18 protein-coding genes and 1 pseudogene are annotated in these 21,149 nt (G+C 43.8%); 5 read left to right on the top strand and 14 right to left on the bottom strand.

All coding sequences use genetic code 11. From position 1 onward, the window contains the following. Positions 1 to 88 precede the first annotated feature (88 nt). Positions 89 to 631, top strand: a complete 543-nt coding sequence (speG, locus tag AC55NX_RS12420) for a spermidine N1-acetyltransferase (RefSeq protein WP_496996030.1) — start codon at positions 89 to 91, stop codon at positions 629 to 631. Positions 632 to 768: 137 nt separating this feature from the next. Here the strand turns inward: speG and ppiC are convergent, their stop codons facing one another. After that, on the bottom strand, positions 769 to 1,047 hold the full coding sequence (gene ppiC / locus AC55NX_RS12425) for a peptidylprolyl isomerase PpiC (protein WP_496996055.1): 279 nt from the start codon (positions 1,045 to 1,047) through the stop codon (positions 769 to 771). Positions 1,048 to 1,150: 103 nt separating this feature from the next. Further along, a complete protein-coding gene (locus AC55NX_RS12430; protein ID WP_496996031.1) occupies positions 1,151 to 2,464 on the bottom strand; it encodes a methyl-accepting chemotaxis protein in 1,314 nt (437 codons plus the stop codon). A gap of 375 nt (positions 2,465 to 2,839) precedes the next feature. Between AC55NX_RS12430 and AC55NX_RS12435 the strand changes: the two genes are divergently transcribed. Continuing rightward, positions 2,840 to 3,757 (top strand): chemotaxis protein, encoded by a 918-nt coding sequence (locus AC55NX_RS12435; protein ID WP_496996032.1) that lies wholly within the window; start codon positions 2,840 to 2,842, stop codon positions 3,755 to 3,757. Between the two features lie 136 nt (positions 3,758 to 3,893). Here the strand turns inward: AC55NX_RS12435 and AC55NX_RS12440 are convergent, their stop codons facing one another. Next, positions 3,894 to 4,511 (bottom strand): aldolase/citrate lyase/malate synthase family protein, encoded by a 618-nt coding sequence (locus AC55NX_RS12440; protein ID WP_496996056.1) that lies wholly within the window; start codon positions 4,509 to 4,511, stop codon positions 3,894 to 3,896. Between the two features lie 180 nt (positions 4,512 to 4,691). On the opposite strand from AC55NX_RS12440, the gene AC55NX_RS12445 reads away from it, so the two are divergent. Further along, complete coding sequence (locus AC55NX_RS12445; RefSeq protein ID WP_496996033.1) at positions 4,692 to 6,230, top strand: DUF3612 domain-containing protein; 1,539 nt, start codon at positions 4,692 to 4,694, stop codon at positions 6,228 to 6,230. 42 nt (positions 6,231 to 6,272) lie between these two features. Here AC55NX_RS12445 and AC55NX_RS12450 read toward each other — a convergent pair whose 3' ends face one another. Next, a complete protein-coding gene (locus AC55NX_RS12450; protein WP_496996034.1) occupies positions 6,273 to 7,634 on the bottom strand; it encodes a diguanylate cyclase in 1,362 nt (453 codons plus the stop codon). 374 nt (positions 7,635 to 8,008) lie between these two features. Between AC55NX_RS12450 and AC55NX_RS12455 the strand changes: the two are divergent. After that, positions 8,009 to 9,121 (top strand): annotated as a pseudogene (locus AC55NX_RS12455) (DUF3541 domain-containing protein); the annotation flags it as partial. A gap of 58 nt (positions 9,122 to 9,179) precedes the next feature. Here AC55NX_RS12455 and AC55NX_RS12460 read toward each other — a convergent pair. Further along, positions 9,180 to 9,902, bottom strand: coding sequence for an NUDIX hydrolase (locus AC55NX_RS12460; RefSeq protein ID WP_496996035.1), 723 nt, complete (start codon positions 9,900 to 9,902; stop codon positions 9,180 to 9,182). A gap of 273 nt (positions 9,903 to 10,175) precedes the next feature. On the opposite strand from AC55NX_RS12460, the gene pncB reads away from it, so the two are divergent. Continuing rightward, positions 10,176 to 11,483, top strand: coding sequence for a nicotinate phosphoribosyltransferase (gene pncB, locus AC55NX_RS12465; protein WP_496996036.1), 1,308 nt, complete (start codon positions 10,176 to 10,178; stop codon positions 11,481 to 11,483). A gap of 27 nt (positions 11,484 to 11,510) precedes the next feature. On the opposite strand, the gene AC55NX_RS12470 is transcribed toward pncB, so the two are convergent. From AC55NX_RS12470 to AC55NX_RS12510, 9 genes are all read right to left on the bottom strand, one after another. Further along, a complete protein-coding gene (locus AC55NX_RS12470) occupies positions 11,511 to 11,771 on the bottom strand; it encodes a transporter associated domain-containing protein (RefSeq protein ID WP_496996037.1) in 261 nt (86 codons plus the stop codon). A gap of 281 nt (positions 11,772 to 12,052) precedes the next feature. After that, entirely contained in the window at positions 12,053 to 13,153 is a 1,101-nt protein-coding gene (locus tag AC55NX_RS12475) for a mechanosensitive ion channel family protein (RefSeq protein ID WP_496996038.1), read from the bottom strand. Between the two features lie 124 nt (positions 13,154 to 13,277). Beyond that, positions 13,278 to 13,706 carry a DUF2850 domain-containing protein gene (locus AC55NX_RS12480; RefSeq protein WP_496996039.1) on the bottom strand — a complete coding sequence of 143 codons (429 nt, stop codon included), beginning with the start codon at positions 13,704 to 13,706 and terminating at the stop codon, positions 13,278 to 13,280. 230 nt (positions 13,707 to 13,936) lie between these two features. Continuing rightward, entirely contained in the window at positions 13,937 to 14,788 is an 852-nt protein-coding gene (locus tag AC55NX_RS12485; RefSeq protein WP_496996040.1) for a pirin family protein, read from the bottom strand. Between the two features lie 113 nt (positions 14,789 to 14,901). Then, positions 14,902 to 16,548: a methyl-accepting chemotaxis protein gene (locus tag AC55NX_RS12490; protein WP_496996041.1), complete on the bottom strand. Its 1,647-nt coding sequence runs from the start codon at positions 16,546 to 16,548 to the stop codon at positions 14,902 to 14,904. A 138-nt stretch (positions 16,549 to 16,686) separates the two neighbouring features. Continuing rightward, positions 16,687 to 17,265 (bottom strand): PDC sensor domain-containing protein, encoded by a 579-nt coding sequence (locus AC55NX_RS12495; RefSeq protein ID WP_496996042.1) that lies wholly within the window; start codon positions 17,263 to 17,265, stop codon positions 16,687 to 16,689. Between the two features lie 245 nt (positions 17,266 to 17,510). Then, entirely contained in the window at positions 17,511 to 18,551 is a 1,041-nt protein-coding gene (locus AC55NX_RS12500; protein ID WP_496996043.1) for a type II asparaginase, read from the bottom strand. Between the two features lie 691 nt (positions 18,552 to 19,242). Beyond that, complete coding sequence (locus AC55NX_RS12505) at positions 19,243 to 20,670, bottom strand: aspartate kinase (RefSeq protein WP_496996044.1); 1,428 nt, start codon at positions 20,668 to 20,670, stop codon at positions 19,243 to 19,245. 85 nt (positions 20,671 to 20,755) lie between these two features. After that, positions 20,756 to 21,139 (bottom strand): ectoine synthase, encoded by a 384-nt coding sequence (locus AC55NX_RS12510; protein WP_059122025.1) that lies wholly within the window; start codon positions 21,137 to 21,139, stop codon positions 20,756 to 20,758. Positions 21,140 to 21,149 lie beyond the last annotated feature (10 nt).

The raw sequence follows: 21,149 nt of genomic DNA on the forward strand, positions 1-21,149 counted from the left end.
ACGTGCTATGTTATACGGGACATCTGATTCACATCGGCAGATTGATGCCATGAAAAACCTTAATGCAAGATTAACTTCGGATCATCCCATGAAAAGTGAACTTTACCTGCGGGCATTAGAACGTCAGGATCTACGTTTTATTCACAATCTTAATAATAATAGAAATATCATGTCGTACTGGTTTGAAGAACCATATGAATCTTTTGATGAGCTTGAGGAGTTATATAACAAACATATTCACGACAATGCAGAAAGACGCTTTGTTGTAGAAAATGAAAATAAACAGCTGATTGGTCTCGTTGAGTTAATTGAGATCAACTACATTCACAGAAGTGCCGAGTTTCAGATTATTATCACCCCTGAATATCAGGGAAGAGGCTATGCCTTAGATCTCATCAACAAAGCATTAGATTATTCATTTACGATTCTCAATCTACACAAGATTTATCTGCATGTTGCTATCGATAATGAAGTCGCGCTCTATTTATATCGTAAAGCCGGTTTTGTTGAAGAAGGGCATCTGATTGAAGAGTTCTTTATTAATGGACGCTATCAGGATGTCAAACGCATGTATATTTTGCAACATGACTATTTGAAAAAGACCAAAGCACTCTCAGATGGATCAAAATAAGAAATAACCAACCAATTCAGTGAAGACGCCATATGTTTGGAATCGTGTTCGAGTGGTACGTGCCAAGCGAAAAAATGGACGAATTTTAAAATGTATGGCGTTCAGTGACCGAGGATCAAAAGAGCGAAAACGCCCACTTATGTCCGATACAACACTTTAATCACGTGCCAACCAAACTTGGTTTTGACAATCTGAGGTTTGAGTACCTCCCCACGGAAACAAGCTTTGTCAAACGCAGGTACCATTTGCCCCTGACGAAACTCACCCAGATCACCGCCTTTCTTGCCGGAAGGACACAAAGAATATTTTCGGGCCAGCGTTTGAAATTTAGCACCCTTCTTGATCTGCTGTAGAATGTCTTCAGCCTGATTCTGATGTTTTACTAAAATATGCAACGCTGCTGCTGTTTTTGCCATTAGATCGCCTCCCCCACCTTTAAAGGCGCGAAGTTTAACGAACTTCATCAATGAAGTCATTATCAATCCTCAGCGCGACTGTCCCTATAATTTCTGACAGGCCTTACAATTTCTGATGGAACTCTTCTATCGCACTCACGACTTTTTTCGCGCCATCCTGAATATCAGCCATCACAACACCGGCATCATTTGAAAGGTTCAAACCATCGTTCGCTCTCTGCTGCCCATTTTCAATCAGCCCGACAGCGCGTTCCGTCAGTTTTTGGTTCTTCGACACCACATCCACAATTTCAGCGGTGGTTTTACTGGTCCGTAAGGCAAGTTCTCTGACTTCATCAGCGACGACGGCAAAACCACGTCCCTGATCACCTGCCCGGGCCGCCTCAATGGCTGCATTCAAGGCAAGCAAGTTCGTTTGATCGGCGATTCCACTGATGTTACCCACCAGATCACTGACCCTCTTGGAAAGCTCATCCAAATCCTTAATCCCTTGACAGGCATGAATCATCTGCTGTTCAAGCTCTTCCATGGTCCGAATCGTATCCTGAATGACATTCTGTGCTTTTGCAGCCTGTGTATCGGTCAACCGTGACGTTTCGTAGGCAATGTTGGCAGCTTCAGAGATGGCCTGTTCCCGATTCATCTGCTCTGTGATCACTGAGGCAAATTTCACCACTTTATATAAATCACCATGGTTGTTGTGAATCGGATTATAAGATGCTTCCAACCATACGGTATTCCCATGTTTATCCACACGCTTAAATCGATCCGAGATAAAATTACCTCTTCTCAGCTCACGCCAAAAACTCTCATATTCAGGAGAATTATAGAGCCCAGGTTCGCAGAACATACGGTGATGTTTACCGATAATTTGTTCTTTTTTATAACCCATCGTGCGAAGAAAGTTATCATTTGCCGTCAGGACATGCCCATTAAGATCAAACTCAATTACAGCCGTCGAACGCAGCAATGCTGCAATCATATCTTCATGTTCTCTTGAAGCACGAATAGTTTGTGTTAGTTCCGAAGCATAAAGTAAAAAATATTGCAGTTGCCTATCAATATCGTAGATTGGCTGCAAAATGGCCCGCAACCACGATTCTTCACCGTTCCCTTTCAGCAGTTGCAGCGCGCCATTCCAATGTCTGCCTTCCTTCAGTGCACTATTCAAACGTTGGTAGTGTCCGGTCGAACGCTCTTTCGGTGGCACCATCTCGGTGAGTTTATATCCTTCAATATTTTGTGACTCGTATTTCATCTCTTTACAAAAAAGCGAATTCACCGAACTAACCAATCCAGATGAATTCAGTTTTATCGTTAACATTTCTTTGCCAAGACTGTCATGCATCTGCTTGATCATGTGAAGTTCTTTTTTCAAAGCTTCATTTTCTTTGACAAGGGAACGATTAAAAAACATGAAGGACACCTCTTTCTCAGCACCAATAGACAAGACTCCTTCTATCATAGTAGACATTTTTCATATCGGCACAGTAATGTAGATGTTACAGAGTGTTAAAGTAGAAAAGGCAAAAAAGTGACGACCAATGACGATAGGTTGATCACTGTCTACTCTCACAAAGAAATCGGGTATAAAACAGCCGGAACAATCGATAAACTGGCGTTTTGCAGTATGCTTATGAGTAAGCGTATGATATTCACAATTACGTCTGAATGTAATGTGAGTTCCGAGATCAAGTCCGAAAGACAACTCAACGTACCAGTCGATTGGAACTCGCATCTTCGCGCATTTTAAGTATATTATTGGCGTAAGTATTTTTTAAGGTAACTCGTCATGGCGAAAACCGTTAGTAAAGCCAATCAATCGCAAGGGATGTTGATGTTTACACTCAATCTTAAACGTCAATTGTTTGCTATTGGCACCTTAAAGATTCGAGAAATTGTGTCCTATCAGCCAATGACACAGATCCCGTATTCTCACCGTAATGTTGTTGGCACTGTCACGATTCGTAATATGACAATTCCCGTCATTGATATGGCCGCAGCCATTGGTTTTCGGCCAATTCCGCCGGAGGAATATCAGAATTGTTATTTGATCGTCACAGACTGCCTGCGTACTGTCGTTGCATTCATGGTCCGCACGATTGAAAAAATCATTGAATGTGATTGGCGTTCAATTGAGTCGGCACCGTCAACCGCAGGACATCATATCTTTGTTACCGGTATCACCCGTTACCAAGACAGTATCGTCCAAATGCTGGATGTCGAACTACTCCTGTCGAAGATATATCCACAATACGAAGCGACCAAGATTCCGATTCTGACAGATGTGGAACGAGAAAAACTCAAATCCTTTAACATTCTGCTCGTGGATGATTCCAGTTTGGCCCGAAAACAGTTAGCCGACGCTCTGGACGGTATCAATATTCCCTACGAAATTTGCAAAAATGGGGCAGAGGGTCTGCAATTGATGCGTAAACGGGCAGAACAAGGCTCTCCGATCGATATTCTGGTCAGCGATATCGAAATGCCGGGTCTTGACGGTTATGAACTAGCATTCGAAATCCAGAATGATGATGCGCTGAACCATGCCTACATTATCCTTCATACTTCACTTTCCAGTGAAATCTGTGTTGATCGTGCCCGTCAGGTCGGGGCTCATCAGGCACTGGAAAAATTCCACGCGACGGAGCTAGTCGAAGCCATGCTGCGCGGGGCTACAAAATTGCAGGAACGGGCTTTTAGCAGCTAACAGTTTTATGCTGTTCATTCGTTGATAAAAAAGCTGTCGGTAAATACACCAACCGCGTATGGATTGCCAGGCAACCGATACGCGGTGATGGATGTGTACTGAATGAACGAATGTAAAATAGCGGAGCGAAATCGCCTCAAGCACTGAATGAGTCAAGATTGAAACTGATACCCAGCTGATAATCGGCTTCATCTTTAGACTGATATTCTTTATTCTCGCTGCAAACCTGAGGATGCCCCTGCCCATCGGCTTTCACCAAGCTGACCCAATGACGAAGGCCTAACGTTGCATGACTTTCTGAAGCGACGGAGTTCAGGTGGGTATAAGTTTCCAATTGAATATCGTCAACCAAAACCAGCTCCGGCATTCCCGTTCCTTTGCCATTCCCCAATGTCACTTCAACGTGGCATCCATCGCCATTACGAAACAGAATGGCTTCAGGGCCATTGCGATCCCCGAGATAAGCCACGAAATGTTGCGGATAACGCAGCCCGGTATGGCGTCCGTCCTGAAAATAAGCCATCAAGTGATGGTAATCGATCACATATCCAGTGACATCACTATGTGATCCTTCATGCAACGGGAAAAGCTGGTCAAGCAACTGCTTCGCCTGAAGTTGTTTCTCTTGGGTCTGTCCTGCCCCCAAAGACTCTACGGACATCACCATCTCGGTAATAAACTGACCTGACTGTTGCTCATATGACGAATCATGTGATTTTAACGAACAATCAGTCTTTAACAAACTCTGTAACATTGGCATATTCATTCATGCATCCTCTTTGCGGCAAACTATCTCCGTTTCACACTCTCTGTTTCACACAATCACGCTATGCAATATTCTTTTTTGGCTGCATCGTGATTTTGCTTACTTTTTAGACTAATCTATTTTTATACATAATTTCACAACAAAAATTTTACAGTGTGAATTTTACAAATGACCGCATCTAAAAGCTTAATTCGACAGTCTCACTTTCTTGGCACCAAAGTCAGAAATTTGAGGAAACGAAATCATCTGACCATGGAAGATTTATCATCTCGTTGTATTCGCCTGAATCCTGAATATGCCCCTTCTGTTTCTTATCTCTCGATGATTGAAAGGGGAAAACGGGTTCCTAGCCTCGAAATGCTAGCCGTGATCGCTGAAGTCTTTCAAAAAAGTCCACAATGGTTTCTCGACGATCAACCGGAACAGATCGATATTACCCCGGATAAAGGCAGTCGAGGGGGCATCAGCGGGATGGCATTAGAACCCAGTTTCCTGTTTTCACAAGATATTCTCCAGATTGCAATCCCTGAAATGTTGTCTCAAACCGGCATTACCGGCCGTCAGTTCGCCCAGCTCCTCATTCGGGCGCATCAAGAGAGCCTGCAAAATCATTTTCCGGATCTGGAGCGTGCCGCAGAAAACATCGGGCTCAAGAAGCTGAATCTGACTGTTGAGGATCTGACGGATATTGCCAGACATTTAGGGCTCGGGATTCACTGGTTTTCACAAGCCCCTCAAGAAGTTCAAGACGAGTTGGGTCTATCCGCCAAACAGTTAATCACATCTTATTTCGAACCACCGAACGGGATTTATCTTAATGAGGTGATGAAACATCATCCGACTCGCCTAAAGTATGATCTCGCGGTATACATCGGTCACAATATTCTGCACAGCAAAGATGGCTGTAAAACCGTTCTCTCAATCGGCCATACCAGCAGTTGGGAAGATGTGGCAAATCCACAAATCAGTTATGAACTCAACTCGAAAGATATCTTACAAGCCTGGCGAGATTTCGAATCGAGCTTTTTTGCCGGTGCACTGCTCTGCCCGAAAGTACCATTCCGGCAACTGCTGGATCGCAATGGCTATGAGATCAGCGTCCATCAAAAAGTCGGTGTGTCCCCATCCGTCGCCATGCGCAGAATGACGGTGGTCTCTCCTTATCCATATTGGCATTACTTTGATGCCTATGGAGAAGGCAAACTCAAAGCAGTCTACCGTGGCAACGGTATTCCACTTCCCTGGGGCAATATGAGGACAGTCAACGATCCCTGCCAACACTGGGCCGTATTTCGGCAACTGAAGCACCCGCAGTCATCCAGCTCCGCTCAAATTTCACTGCTCAATGTCGGGGATGAACCCAGAATCTACTGTTGTGAATCACTGAATCTCGTCGATCCTGCGGGTAACAAGCGGGTGTTATGTGCCGGAATTGATCTGAATCCAGCGATCAATGCTCAAGGGGGAGATGCACTGCAAATGGCGATGGAACTGAAAGAATCCTGTGTCAGAAACGGTGGGATGTCAGCCATACCGTCAGCGATTCAGAATGAACTGACGACACTTGCCAAAATACTCAATATCAAGTGGATAGAACGCGGTATCATCAACGATGCACGGTTAATCTGCCCCAGAGGGAGTGTCTGTCCCCGTAAGCCGAGCTGTTACAACACATCACCCGACAATATTATCGTGACTGACCGATGATATTGTCGGGTGTACGCAGATTGTTCCGATACTCAAAAAGGATCAGGACGCATATTTTTCATCGTACATTTCATTATCAGCATGATGAATCATTTCGTTAACACTCTGCATTTCCGGTCGGTAGCATGTATAACCGACACTGATGCCAACCGGAATTGCAAGCTCACCACAAATCACGGGGGTCACACCAACCGCATGACGCACCCGATCCATAATTTTCCGCAAGTCTTCCCCTTTTTCTCCGCCTTTTAACAAGACTAAGAACTCGTCACCGCCAATACGTGCAGCACAATCGTTGTCCCGAATCGCATTTTCAATCCGTCGGGCACACTCCACCAGCACCTGATCCCCGACATTATGGCCATAGGTATCATTGATTGTTTTGAATTTATTTACATCAATACACAATAGGGCAAAGCCGGTCGGTTGTCTGGCTCGCTTTTCTCGCTCGAAATACCGATTCAATTCATTCATAAAATAACGGCGATTCGGTAGATGAGTCAGTTCATCATAAAGAGAAAGACGATTTGATTTATCGTAAAGACGATAAATCACCAGAAAAGAAGCAATAAGGAATACCAGTAACAGATAGCCAATCACGCGCACAATATTGGTCTGAAACCAAGGGACTTGATCAAGAATATTCACGTTGTCCTGTTCTGCAATTGCAATACTCCAGGAGCCATGCGGAAAATAGATCATCTCCTTAGCAAAGGCATGTTTAAAGACATCAGGTTGTCCCCAGAACACAACGCCCTGTTCTCCCGAGCTGTCTTTCCCTCGAATCGCAATGTCATAACCGGGCAGAACTTCATCAACCGCAAGGGATTGAAGTAAACTATCGATATCAATATCGACGCTGATCACCCCCCAGTAAAACTGATTGTATGGCGGATCAAGAAAGACCGGGCAACGCGCAATAATGACCTGTTCGCCCTCTCCTCTCTCAATCGGACCGGCAATAAAAATCTCTTTCAACTCATGAGCTTGCTTAACGGTTGCCCACTGCTCAGGTATCGTCCGAAAATCCAGCCCGACGACTTTGTTATTTTCTTCCAGCGGATAGACGTACTCAATAATATCATTGGGGGCAAGACTCAATGAACGAATATATTTTCCTTGTTCTATAATGCGCTGGGAGACTTTTTCCCAACTTTCTGCAACAGTACTGGCATTCACAGTCGTCAACGTTGACAAACTTTTCGCCACATAGATATCGGCCAGAATCGTTGCTTCCAGCTTAAATCGAATAATAGAAAGTTCCTCTGTTGTCCGGCTCTGAATTTCTTGGCGCATCACCTCTTGATGACGCTGGAAAATAAATTCAACCAACACAATCAAAATACAGGCAAGTAAAACCAGAAAACCAATCACTGTCCATTTTTTGAACAGAATGTCGCGCATAATGCTCCTCTCCCGTGAGGGACTGGTGTGAATATGTCGTATTCCTCCAGCCATGAAATGGTCATTGACCCGATCAATAGACAAAAAGAGCACTCTGACATTAGAAAATTATTAAAATCAAACAGTTCATATCAGAATAGCCACTTTCAACCAATAAGAACGCCCCACTAGTGATTTAGTTATCAATAAACACAATATAAAACAAAACCAAACCTGATTTATTTTTTCACTTAAATTATCAAGAATCACGCTGTAGAAGTACCGCAACGGTCAGTCAATGGGATAATTTCACAGACTTATTGCACTGCGCTAACATAACTGACTCTACAATTGCATATGTTTTATAAATCATCCTCTGTAGACTGGGTCGACGTATGTTAAATAAATGTGGCATAGCTTCAATTTTATTCATCATATTAACCTGTCAGAGTATTGCGGCGCCCAATACGCAACTTGGGACACCGGCTGTAAATGAAGCGGCGACATTTCCCCCCAGTTATCAGGATTCCGCAGATCAAATCGCTGAGTATTATGAACAGCGCCTCTACACCCTACCGGCTTTCAAAGCCGGACATTACGCACTACGGATGTACCGACAAACCTTAGATAACAAATATGCTGCCGGCATTTGGCAGGATATGGCCAGAGTTGCCAGTACACTGAACCATTTCGCCAGTGATGTCACCACACCTGAAGCCATTTATCTCTACTCTCAACAGCGTCTGTCCTCGTATGAAGGGAGTCAAGGTGAGCGCTCTCGGCTGCGGTACTCGGTAACCAAACATCATCCGGAATACCTTTACTTAGGTGTCGATTTGCTCAGTGCAATGGCTCGGGCAGATGAATATGGACTGAAGCACAAACATGACAAACGCCTGCGTCAGGTGTTACGGAAATATGACTTCAGTTTGTACGCCACCGATCCTCAGATGATCAAGGCATGGGCAGCCCAATTAGCCAATCAAGTTTTCTGGCTCAAACAGCTGGGCGAACAGGACGTCGTGCAAGCGTTTATTGAAACATTTCGGAAAACGTATCCAGATGATCAGGACAAAGCACTGTCTAAGCAGCAGTATGAAAATAAGATTTATGGCATGACGCATATTATCATCGCGGCTTCAGGTTATTATCAGTATTCCGTCTCAGCCGCAGATTATCAATGGATTTACCACTATTTCCGGAACAATATAGAAACCATCATAGCGCGGACAAAACCAGATGTGATTGCAGAAGTCGGACTTAGTTTTTTACTTGCCGGACTCGATAAGGATCCGGTTGTCACCCAAACCAGACTAGCGATTCAAGAAGCAATTCCGCCATTAAAACAGATGATCCCGTCGGGAAAAGATGATTTCAATCTGGCACAGGGTGAACATCGTAATCTACTCGCGATCATGCTATTGGGGTGGCAGAAACCTCACGCAGCGCCGAAATATGACCAAAACCGGGCAATATTCAGCAATCTTCCATATGGGCTTGAGCCAAAACAGGCCACGCAAGATCAAAATCAGTCACTCAACACAGCCGATGACAGTTACCCCAAACTTAGCCTCTCAGACAAGTCTGAAAGTAGCTGACTTCATTATTTGCAAGCCGGTAGACAGTTGCGGGTTTTCCGCCTCGCCCACGACCTTTATTCGGGGCAGCAATTTTATTGGTACTCACGATCACTTCTGAGTTAATCAACCGCCGTTTAATTGTCATTCGATTCACTTCAACCCCGAACTTCGCATAAGCATCGATGATTTCTGCGACCAGAAACTCTTTCTCCAGAAAAAAGAGTACGACTGACGTATATTCGACGGCAGCACGTAATTTGGTCCATGCGTGTTGAATCTGAGCCGCATGGTCAAAAGCCAGCGTCATCTGTCCCTTTAAAACGAGGTTTAAATCAAACCAATCGAGACGATTACGATCCATGCCGGCAGCTTCAATTTGCCGGATATTCGACGCATTCAGCAAAGCATAATGGGAAATACTGACACTCCAGCCATCCGGGTTGCGTTTCGGATTACCGTCAACCAGCGGATCACTGATGAAATTAGGGTAGGTATGTACTTTTTGCCGACAAATCCGGCGGCGTGCTGCTTCGAAATCTTCATCGGCCGGCTCACCACCGCGAGCGGTAAAATCTTCGTCATACACCCAGCCTCCGGGAATTGCCCACATCCCAAAATCCGGACGCTCAGGATTATTCCGTTTCACCAGTAAAACTTGAATGCCGTCATCAGATAAACGAAGGCAGATCATATCGATAGTTACAATCATAAAGCAGTTTTCCCATACAACTCTCCGCTCATTCTATGAAATGACATCATCATAGGTCAAACTTAATCACAGAATGTTACGAACTTAATCGGTGATTTTAATGACAAAACAATCTGAGAATAAATAAATTTTTATATCCAAGAGGTATCATTCATAAGCTTTTCCTATCAATAATACCACAGACTAGTCATTGACAAACGCCTGCGTCTCATTTAATGTCCGACCTAGGTTAGAAACATAATGTTACTAACATAAATAGTGAGGATGGCCCCCATGAACAATCATCTTTTTTCTAAACATATCATCCAAAGTCTGTTGGATTTAGATGCATATAAAATCAATATGATGCAGGCCATTCATACTTTCTACCCTAATATCGAGGTTCGTTACGAACTAACCGTCCGCTCAGAAGAAGATATCAGCGGATTACTCCCTGAAATTCGTGGAGAAGTGGAACAACTGTCGAAGTTACGCTTTTCTCAAGCAGAAATCGACTATCTGAAAAAGAGTTCTCCTCATCTAAAACCAGCTTTCCTGCATGCGTTGCGTTATTTTCAATTTCAACCCGCACAGCAGGTTGAATTCGGCATCATCCAGCAAGGTTCACAACGTCAGCTGCGAATCGGGATTCGCGGAACATGGCGTGACACAATTCTGTATGAGACCATGATTATGGCGATCATTTCAGAAGTCAGAAGCCGATATAACTGGCAAGATGTTCCCGCTGACTTGCCTCGTCAGGTTCTGCACAATAAACTCGTGGCGCTGAAGCGTGAGCTGGCCGAGCGCGGTATTGATAACTTTAGACTCACAGAAATGGGCACGCGTCGCCGCTTCTCAGCACAAATACAAGAACAAGTCATGGCCGAGTTGAAGCAAGAGATCCCTGAGCTGTTACTCGGTACGAGCAACTATCATTTCGCCCGAAAATTTGACCTGAAACCAATTGGCACAATTGCGCACGAATGGTTTATGGGTCATCAGGCACTGGTAAATCCGGGAGATTCACAACGCGTCGCGCTGGAACAATGGCTGACAGCATTTGATGGTCAACTGTCTATCGCACCTACCGATACCCTCAATATCGATGCTTTTCTCAATGATTTTAATATGCATTTGGCGAAAGCCTACGACGGTGTCCGGCATGATTCCGGCTGTCCCTTCACTTGGGGCGAGAAGATGATTGCGCACTACAAAAAACTGGGCATCGACCCTCGGACGAAACTCTTTATTTTCTCTGATAGCCTCGACTTCAGTCAGGCGCTGGAACTGTGTGAGTATTTTGCCGGACGTGCTCAGATTTCTTTCGGGATTGGGACATTCTTAACCAACGATCTCGGTGGCTGGAAAAACCAATATGGTCAAACCTATGCACCGCTATCGATTGTGATCAAACTCGCTGAATGTCATGGCCGCCCTGTGGCGAAGATCAGTGACGAGCCAGAAAAAGCCATGTGTGAAGATGCCGTCTTTCTTGCTAATCTAAAGCAACAATTCAACATCGATTTCGATATTGATCAGCTTATCGCTACCCTCAAAGCCATGAAACATAACCAACGCAAATATATTGCAGCTGCCTGAATCACGTTTTGTGGTTCAGGTCATCATTCACTTCATCGGTAATTTTAATCCGACGAGTTGCACCCGCCACTCACGAACTCGGGCCACCACCCAAGTCAATCCCTGCCAGTGAAAGGAATCACCTTGTTGAGGTTTTTCTCCAAGATTTTGATAAACAAGCATTTCTAATGTCATATCTTCTGGGTAACCGCTAACATCCAGTCCGTAATACAAACCGATATCAGCGATCGCCACTTTCGCTTCCAGAAAAAAATCGCCCAAAAGCCGACCAACGATATCAACACGCATCTTTCCTCCTTGATTCATGTCCTGGTATGTGGACTTGATCTGATTATCCGGTTCGAATCACATCACTTTGTCATGAAGTTTTCATCTCTAACAAAATTTAATATTATGCAATCAATTTCATTTCATCAAATTCAAACAGATCATCTACCCTGTTAATGACAAAAATTGCCACCGCGATACAAGAATGAGGGCTTCATATCAACAAACAAAGTAATATATACCCTGAGCAGATGAGGATCTGCTCGGGTAATTTGCTGGGGTTACCAGAGAGATTTCAGCGCTCAACTCCGGTTTAGACACGCTTCAAGTGGTTCTGTTCCTGCACTTTCAGGCTCTAATTTGAGGGTTTGGGTCGGATAAGCAATATCAGCACCGTGATGGTGGATAATTTCCATGACTTTTAACAGTACATCCTGTTTCACTTCATGATAACGCATCCAGTTGACGGTTTTCGTGAAGGTGTAGATGAAGAAGTCTAACGATGATGCGCCAAAAGAATCAAAATTAACAATCAGCGTCTGGTTAACATCAATATCAGGATGCTCCTCTAACATCTGTCTCACATCAGTGACAACCGCAGCAACCTTCTCAGAGTCCCCATATCGTAAGCCAATGACCTCATAGATACGTCGATTGAGCATCCGAGATGGGTTTTCAACCACAATACTACTGAACACCGAATTCGGTACATAAAGCGGACGTTTATCAAACGTACGAATCACTGTCATCCGCCAACCAATCCGTTCCACCGTCCCTTCAATGGCACGATCCGGAGAGCGAATCCAGTCCCCCACTTTAAAAGGACGGTCAAAATAGATCATCATGCCACCGAAAAAGTTCGACAGCAGATCTTTCGCTGCAAAACCGACCACTAAGCCACCGACACCACCAAATGTCAGTAATCCGGACAGGCTGAGACCAAATGTTTGCATAATCGACAACAGACCGACCACAAACACCAGCAACTTAACGACCTTAGAAATGGCCTGAACGGTTGTTCTATCCTTGTCTTTCGTCTGTAATACATAACCTTCTATATTGTTGACCAACCGTATCAGCGTCCAGACAAAACAGCAGACCAACAGGACCAATTTAAGCGTTTCAAGCCAGTTTAATCGGCTATTGCTCAGATCTTCGAGCACTAAACCGAGGGAAATAGTCGCCGGCCAGAGCCAGATCAATACACTGATCGGTGAACGTAATGCATGGAGTAACAGGTCATCCCAACGAACTTTGGTTTTTTCAGTAAGTTGACTTATATGACGATAGAGGAAGCGCCATAACATCCAGGCGACGAAACTGGCAAGCGTAATCAAAAGCACACTCGTGTCTTCTCTTTGCCAGATAGGAGATGAAAGAATATCGGTAATCCATGAATTCATAGGTTGTGGTAAGTTCTCAATATCAGTGAGTTGAACGCTAGCAAAAAATATCGCATATCACCAGCCCCAATCCACATCATCGACACGATTTTGACCAAACATGATCACATCGTTTAAGAACAGGTTAATCGCTGCTGGTAAACCCTTCGGCGAAAGAACTTCTGGTGTTCACCCGACGCCAAGCGTTGTCGGGCTTTTCCAGAGTGTGTTCGTAACCTTTTTTGATCAAAATTTGAACCGGTTGACTCGGCTCAACTCGTTTTAACTGAGGAGAGGCAGCAGTACCACTAATCTGATAGATATTTTCCTGACTACCACTTTTAAACTGAACCTGCTTCCCATCAAAATCAAATTTCGTGGTAATCAGGTGATTATTTCGATAAACCCCGCGCTCACTGAATGTGATCACTTCCCGCCGGTCTTGCATGACTTGCGTTTCCAACCAAGCCCCATAAATTTTTTTCGGGCTGGTATATTCTTGGTAACTCATATAAATCAACACTGCGCTACAGCCAATTAGCAATAGTCCCAGCACTGCCAATAAAGATTTCAATGGTGTGCTCCTTCTAGCAACTTCAGGGACGACTGATCATCAAGGATAATCATAGTCAGGCTCACATCCATTGGAACAAATTATGAGCATGGACACAATCCGGAACGATGACATATCCTCTAAAAATTGACCTCTACCAAACGAATCTCGCAGTATTCATTCAACAGTCAGGCAGATAAGCGCTGCTCATTTTTACTCAAAGCCTCGGAAGCATCACCGTCTAACCTAAATTAATAGGTCTCGAACTGACCACTGTTGTAATCATTGATCGCTTGTTCAATTTCAGCATACGAGTTCATCACAAACGGACCATAATGTACCACAGGTTCGTGAATCGGTTCACCGGCAAGAATCAACATACCGCTATCGGGTGTGTCGGACTGCGCGATTAAGCAATCTCCTTGCGTCAGCAATGCAAACTCTTCGGCTTTGATAATACGAGAGCTCAGTTGAACTTCACCCCGGTAAACGTAGATCATGGCCTGATGCTGTTGCGGTATTTTGAGATGAAGCGACTGTCCTAAGTTCGCCCGCCAGTCTGCGACAAGCAATGGCACGCCCGTTTGCATTAAAGGACCACGCAATATCTGGTCTGCAACTTCAGTCTGACCAGCAAGCACTCTCAGCAGCCCCGTCTCATCATGCGTATATTCGGTGATGACTTCAGGCTGAAAATCATGATACTGCGCCGGCTGCATCTTATTTTTCGCAGGCTGGTTAATCCAAATCTGAAATCCATGTAACGAACCATCTTCCATCATTGGCATTTCACTGTGAATAACACCACGACCTGCGGCCATCCATTGTGCGCCACCGGAACGAAGTTCTCCGACATTACCCATATGATCCCGATGTTGAAAATGGCCTTGCATCATGTAAGTCAGAGTCTCGATACCACGGTGCGGATGTGGTGGAAAGCCACCGACATAATCAGCCCGTTCATCAGATTTAAGCTCATCGAGCATCAGAAACGGTGAGAACTGTTTGTGGTTGAAACCGGCGACACGACGAATTTTAACACCATCTCCATCAGAAGTCGGCTGAGCTGGGATAATTTGGTGAATCTGTCGTTCGTTTGACATAGCTACTCTCCGGTTATTATTCAAATGACAAACAGATTGTAAAAAACTCAACCGCCAATGATGAGGAGTTGCATTCGAGCCTCTTAATCAAAAAATTTGAAGCTGATTGAATTTTATACGGTGAATTTCCCGAGCACTTGAGACAGATGCTGATGAAGCTCATCGAGCTTACGGCATGCCTGATCAACCTCTGAGGATTCTTCAACACTCTCCTGAGACTGTGCTTCAATGACACTAATTTCTTCCTGAATATGTTTTGCCATCTTACTCTGTTCCACTATCACAGCAGCGATCTGGTTTGTTCTTTCGGTGACATGATCCATCGACATCATCATATCATCAATCGCACGCTGGGTTTCCTCACTGGCTTGTTTCGTCACGGATGCTCTCTCGGTCGCCTGATTCATAATCTGAACCGCATCTCGGACACTCTTTTCCAGATTAGTGATCATTTCATTAACATCTTCAGTACAGTTTTGAGTTTTGTTCGCCAATCCCCGAACTTCATCGGCAACAACAGCAAAGCCACGTCCGGATTCTCCGGCCCTTGCGGCTTCAATTGCAGCATTAAGTGCTAACAAGTTTGTCTGTTCAGCAATCCCACTAATGATGGTTAAGATTGAACTGATCTTGTTGGTGAATTCATCAATGCGAGAAATGGCTGTCACCGCCTGCTCCACACTCTCGTTCAGTAACCCAATACTCTGTTGCGTTGTCCCGACCTGATGACGCCCCTCATTGGCAGACTGACTGGCCTTTTCTGTGGAACCCGCCACCTCGGAAGTCCGCAGGGAAACATCCTGAATAGCGACACTCATTTCCTGACTGGAAGCTGACACATCTCGCATGGATGTCACCTGTGTTTCAGCAGTCTGACAAGCTTTGCGCGACATTTCCCCTAAAGATGACACATGGATATTGTTCTGCTCGGCATTGCTGATAATCTGTTTCACCAGCTCATGAAGTTCACTCATGAATTTATCGAGATAAGAGGCAAGCTCACCCAATTCATCACGACGATCTAATTTCAGCCGCTGTGTTAAATCCCCGCCCCCTTTTGCCAAAGCTTGGATTTGTCGGGTAATATTTTTCAAATCACCAGTAATTAGTAATGGGAAAAACCAGATAATCCCCAGACAAACCAGCAAAGAGAAACCGACTAACCATAGCTGACCTGTCCGGTAATTCTGATGCATGGCTTCCAATTGCTCGGTCCGCTCATCAGCATTGAAGACGACAATGTCGGTAATTAATTGCAGGTAATGTTGGGTTTTCTGAAATAAATCAAACCCCTCATTAAACGATAAACCGACGGCTGTACTACGCCCAGCCCGGGTATTCGAACTCCGTTCCTGTTCGATTCTCCTCGTGAGTTTCACCCAATCGGGATAAGTGGCCCAAAATTGCTCAACCAGCTGCTTCATCTCTGCATTCAACTGAAATGATTTGAGTTTTTCCATGTTCTGACTGGCGTTCATGATGCTATCTTCATGCATTTTCTGCATGAGCTGATACTGATCACTTTTAACCGGTAAGGTCAAAATACTCCGCTCAGCGACCCAAGCCTGATAGAGATCTCGATTCGCTGACTGCACCAAACTCAATGCTGGTATTTCATGACGGGTTACGATGGTGATCGCTTCAGCCTGTAATCCTTCTGAATATAAACTCCTGCCCGATAGGGTTAATACCAGTAGCATGACAAGAATCAATGGAATACATAACTTCCAGCGAATTCCCAAATTTTTAAAATAATTCATCAATCCCTCCCAAACAGCACACCTCACCTGTCATTTGATAACGAACAGGAGGGGTGCTACAACTGTTTCTTGTCTGATGATTATGATGATTCTTGGTAAGAGCAGATGAACTGCTTAATAAAAATATAAGATGATCATTTACTGATCTTCATACTCATCAAGATTAACCCCGATGGTGAGCGCACCTATCGTTTTTCCCTGATCATCAATCACTGGAACGGAGACCTGAACAAGATAACTCAGAACACTGTCATCGTACTCTACTTCGCCAATATAGACTTTACCTTGACCACCGTTGAACGACTGAATGAACTTCGCTTCATCTCCCTGCCAATAGTCGGATGTCTTGTTGGTCATCGCAACATTAGCGCCTTGGTTGTCCATGAGAAACAGTTCCACAAGAAACGACATACTATTTTCAAGTTCCAACAACCTTTTCGCTGCTTTATTGCTCATGAGAGAGGACATGAAATCATCAACATCCGATGTATTTCTCCATGTCTCATCCATTTTTTTTATCTCATCCAGAGAGACGGCTTGGGCATTCTGTGCTTTGACGGCTTCAATCAGAACAGGATCTTTTCCCCAACTTTCCAACTGAGGAATCAGCTCTTTCAGACTGTCCGGTGCACCTTCAGCGTGGACAGACGTCAGTGGTAATAGTGAAGTGAATGATAGCAGTACGGTAAAAATCATCGATGGCAGATGACGAATCATAGTCGGAGTCCTTATCACATTTATTACTTAGATACAGGACAATATAGCCAACGATAAAGAAATCAGACAAATTACCTGCAGAAAAAAAACCAATTCGTGAGATCCATTACTGAATGGTTAAGATGACTGTCCTGTCAAGGTGGTTTAGGTGACAGGTTAAAGTGACTGTCCCGTTAAGACAGCAGTGAGGGGCACACAATAAAAAAGGGTCCGCAGACCCTTTAGCAGATATGTATCAGTAGAGATTAGTTTTCGAAGTAATTTCTGATTGTCTCAAGATTGTCACCGTGAGCCAGTGCCAGAGACAGAAGCACTTTTGCTTTCTGAGGATTATAAACTCCGGAGCCGATCCCTTCCTGTTTTGGCGTTACGAATCCATTACCGGTACGGGTTGAGCGAACAACCGGAATACCTTTATCCATTATTTCTTGTACTGCTTCAAGCATAACATCTGATAAAGAGCCGTTGCCGGTTCCTGCAATTACAATCCCTTTTGCACCGGCTTTAACTGCCGCATGGAGCAACGCAGGATCCTGATCCTGATAGCTATACAGGATTTTCACTTTTGGTAATTGTTTGACATGACTGATATCGAAATAAGGCTTATCAACCGGTTTTGTTGGCTCATAGTAGAAATGCGGTTCACCACTTAAGAATGCACCCAAATATCCCTGCTCCGTTGCTTTAAATGTATCCAGCATCGTTGAATTGGTTTTGGTGGTATAAAATGCAGAACCGATCCGGTCATTCAGCACAACCATTGCACCACGGTGTTTCGCATCATCATCTGACGCCAGTCTGACAGCTTCCAGCAAGTTCATGCCACCATCGGCACTAATCGCAGTTGCCGGACGCATTGCACCGACAATGACCACAGGTTTGTCACTTTTCACTGTCAAATCAAGGAAAAACGCGGTTTCCTCAAGTGTGTCAGTACCATGAGTCACCACAACACCACTGGTTTTGGCATCAGCCAGTTGCAGATTGATCGCTTTGCTAAGCTTTAACAAAATATTCTGATTAATATTATTACTGTCTGTGTTTGCGATTTGCTCACCAATCACATGGGCAAAATCTTTTAACTCAGGTACAGCAGAGATCAGCAGATCAACACCGATTTTTCCGGCTTTATAATCTGTTGTATCCATATTTGATTCAGAACTTCCCGCAATGGTTCCTCCAGTTGCGTAAATTTTGACAGTAGGTTTATCCGCGTTTGCAAAAGAAGCAAAAGAGGTACAGAGCATCAACGCAGCCATCGTTTTGGATAGATATTTTTTACTCATTTCATTTACCTTTTAATTCATTTCTATAATCTTTATCGCAATTAGTTTCGTACTTAAACGAAAAGTATGTAGAATATAGATAAAGGTAATGTCCTTATTTTCATCATTGTCCGTAAATATATGCCAAACATATGCATCAGCCGATATAATCAAATACATCGGACTCTATCATGATGTCCCAAGACCAATTGCACTCAAATTGTGCAATATTTTCTGCAAAAAAAACCTGACAAACATCAAAATTAAAATATTTTTATTAATTTTATAAACTGACCTGTCAGTTTTAAATTTTATCTTACTAATACTCAATTTTGTTGGATTTTTTCTATTTTAATTCCGAGACTTTGATTAATTTTATTTGATAAAAACCGTTAAATATGGAATGAATACTATCACGGCTATAAAAAATAAATTTCACCTAACATAATCATTTCATAAACTCAATTTAAATAATTGTAATAAATTTTATCAGATTATCGATCATCAGCTTTCCCTATAAATTCATATGAAACATCAGGATGAACATATATTATTCAGCTTATGTTCACATTCCATAAAATAATAATTAATGTTTAATTCACATTTATTTTATTGTTTCTCTACAAAATATCAGAACCCACACACTATAAAAAACCGGATGACAGAGGTTGTCATCCGGTTTCGGTGTTTTTATGCACATATTGACGCTAAATTAGGCGGCATAACTACTTGCATTTCTTTTAGGGCAATTCTCTTCGATCAACATTTCATGGAGCAAACAAATCGCCTGATGATAATGTTTATCTTCTATACAAAACTGCACATTGACGTTTCTATGTGACGAATGCACGGCCATCGGCTGAATGTTGCCCTGTCCCAATGCGGCCATCCCGTTTGCCAACACTTCACATGTATCCATAGAAGCACCGATCGCCGAGATCAACGCAACCATTTTGCCCGAAACAGATGCCGCCGGATAACGCTGTTCTACGCCCGCCAGCAAACGGTTCAAACTATCACTTTGCCCATGTAAATAATAAGTCATCGAGTTGGCATTCATCTCTTTTCCGATCAGATCAACTTTCGCTTCTGCGATCATCTCTGCCATCTCATAACTCACGGTATCGACCAATCCAACCATTGATTGATCGAATAAATGCAGCGCAAAAACTTTATCGCGTCCGGCAATAATTTCGACACGATGATTATCCGGATCATGTTCACCTGAAATCCGTGTCCCGGTGTGTTCCGGTTCAAAGGTGTTTTTCACGATCAAAGGGATGTTCTGCTGACGTAGTCCAGTTGCAGCATTGGGGTGAATGGCTTCCATGCCGAGATTCGCCAGTTGGTCTGCAACATCAAAGTTCGTCTCTCCCATCGGACGCACAACATCCGCACCGACAATACCCGGATCAGCCGTACTGAGATGGTACTCTTTATGAATGATCGCCTGTTCAGCACCCGTTAAGGCAGCTATCCGACTAAACGTCATTTCGCTGTAGCCTCGATCATACGTTTTCATCAAACCTTCATTACAATACGCATAACCAGTCACAATCGGCAGTTCACATGTCACATCAACGCTCTCAAATGCCTGACGAATGACATCATCCAAACTACCGTGGTGATCTTCATTCCAGCCTGATAAATCGATAAATCGAGAGTTGATACCGGAATGCTTCAGTTTCAAGACTGTATTATAAGCACTGTGTGCTTCTCCCAATGAGGACAGAAACTCTCGAATCTGCGGCAGATAACGATTCAGTGAAAACTGGCCATGCTGGCAGGTATCCATAATATTACGGATACAATTCTTCGCTTCAGACAAACGGGAGCGGATAAATTTATCGGCTCGCAGACGAGACATTGGGTCAGCAAAAATATTCTGGTTGATGAGCATCATCCGCTGCTCTAACTCTTCCATTTTTTCCTGCCACATCTCACTTCGTTGGGCAATTAACTGATAAATACCGGGCTGACCGGTTTTTTTACATTCCAATAACGCATCAGTAATTCCTGAATAAGCAGAAACCACAAAAACACGTTGATAGGGGTTTTCCGGCCGTAGCAGGATATTTTCCATAACTGCATCAAATGCAGTCATTGATGTACCGCCGATTTTCTCTACGGTGAATGACATGTTTTCTCCTTGTTATGACCGGACAGTCTTCTGACTATCCGGATAGATACATTCCTCCAACATCACAATAAACTTTGATGATGACTTAACTCAGCGGATAAACGCCGGATGCATCATGGACTTCTTGCCCATTCAAAGGCGGGTTGAAGACACAAGCCATCACCATATTCTGTCCGGGATAAGCCCGTAGGTAGTGCTCATCATGCTGATCCAAGATGTATAGCGTTCCCGGTTCAATCGGGAAAGTCTCCCCACCGACAACTTCAATTTCGCCACTACCGGAGACGCAGTACACGGATTCAAGATGATTCTTATAATGAATGTGTGTTTCGGTATCCTGATAAATCGTCGTAATATGAAATGAGAATCCCATATTGTCATCTTTCAATAACATACGGACACTTTCCCAGTTTTCCGATACCACACGTCGCTCACTCTGAATACATTCCTTTAATGTTCTGACAATCATAACAATAATC

This window comes from Vibrio rubrogenes, from assembly GCF_059641415.1.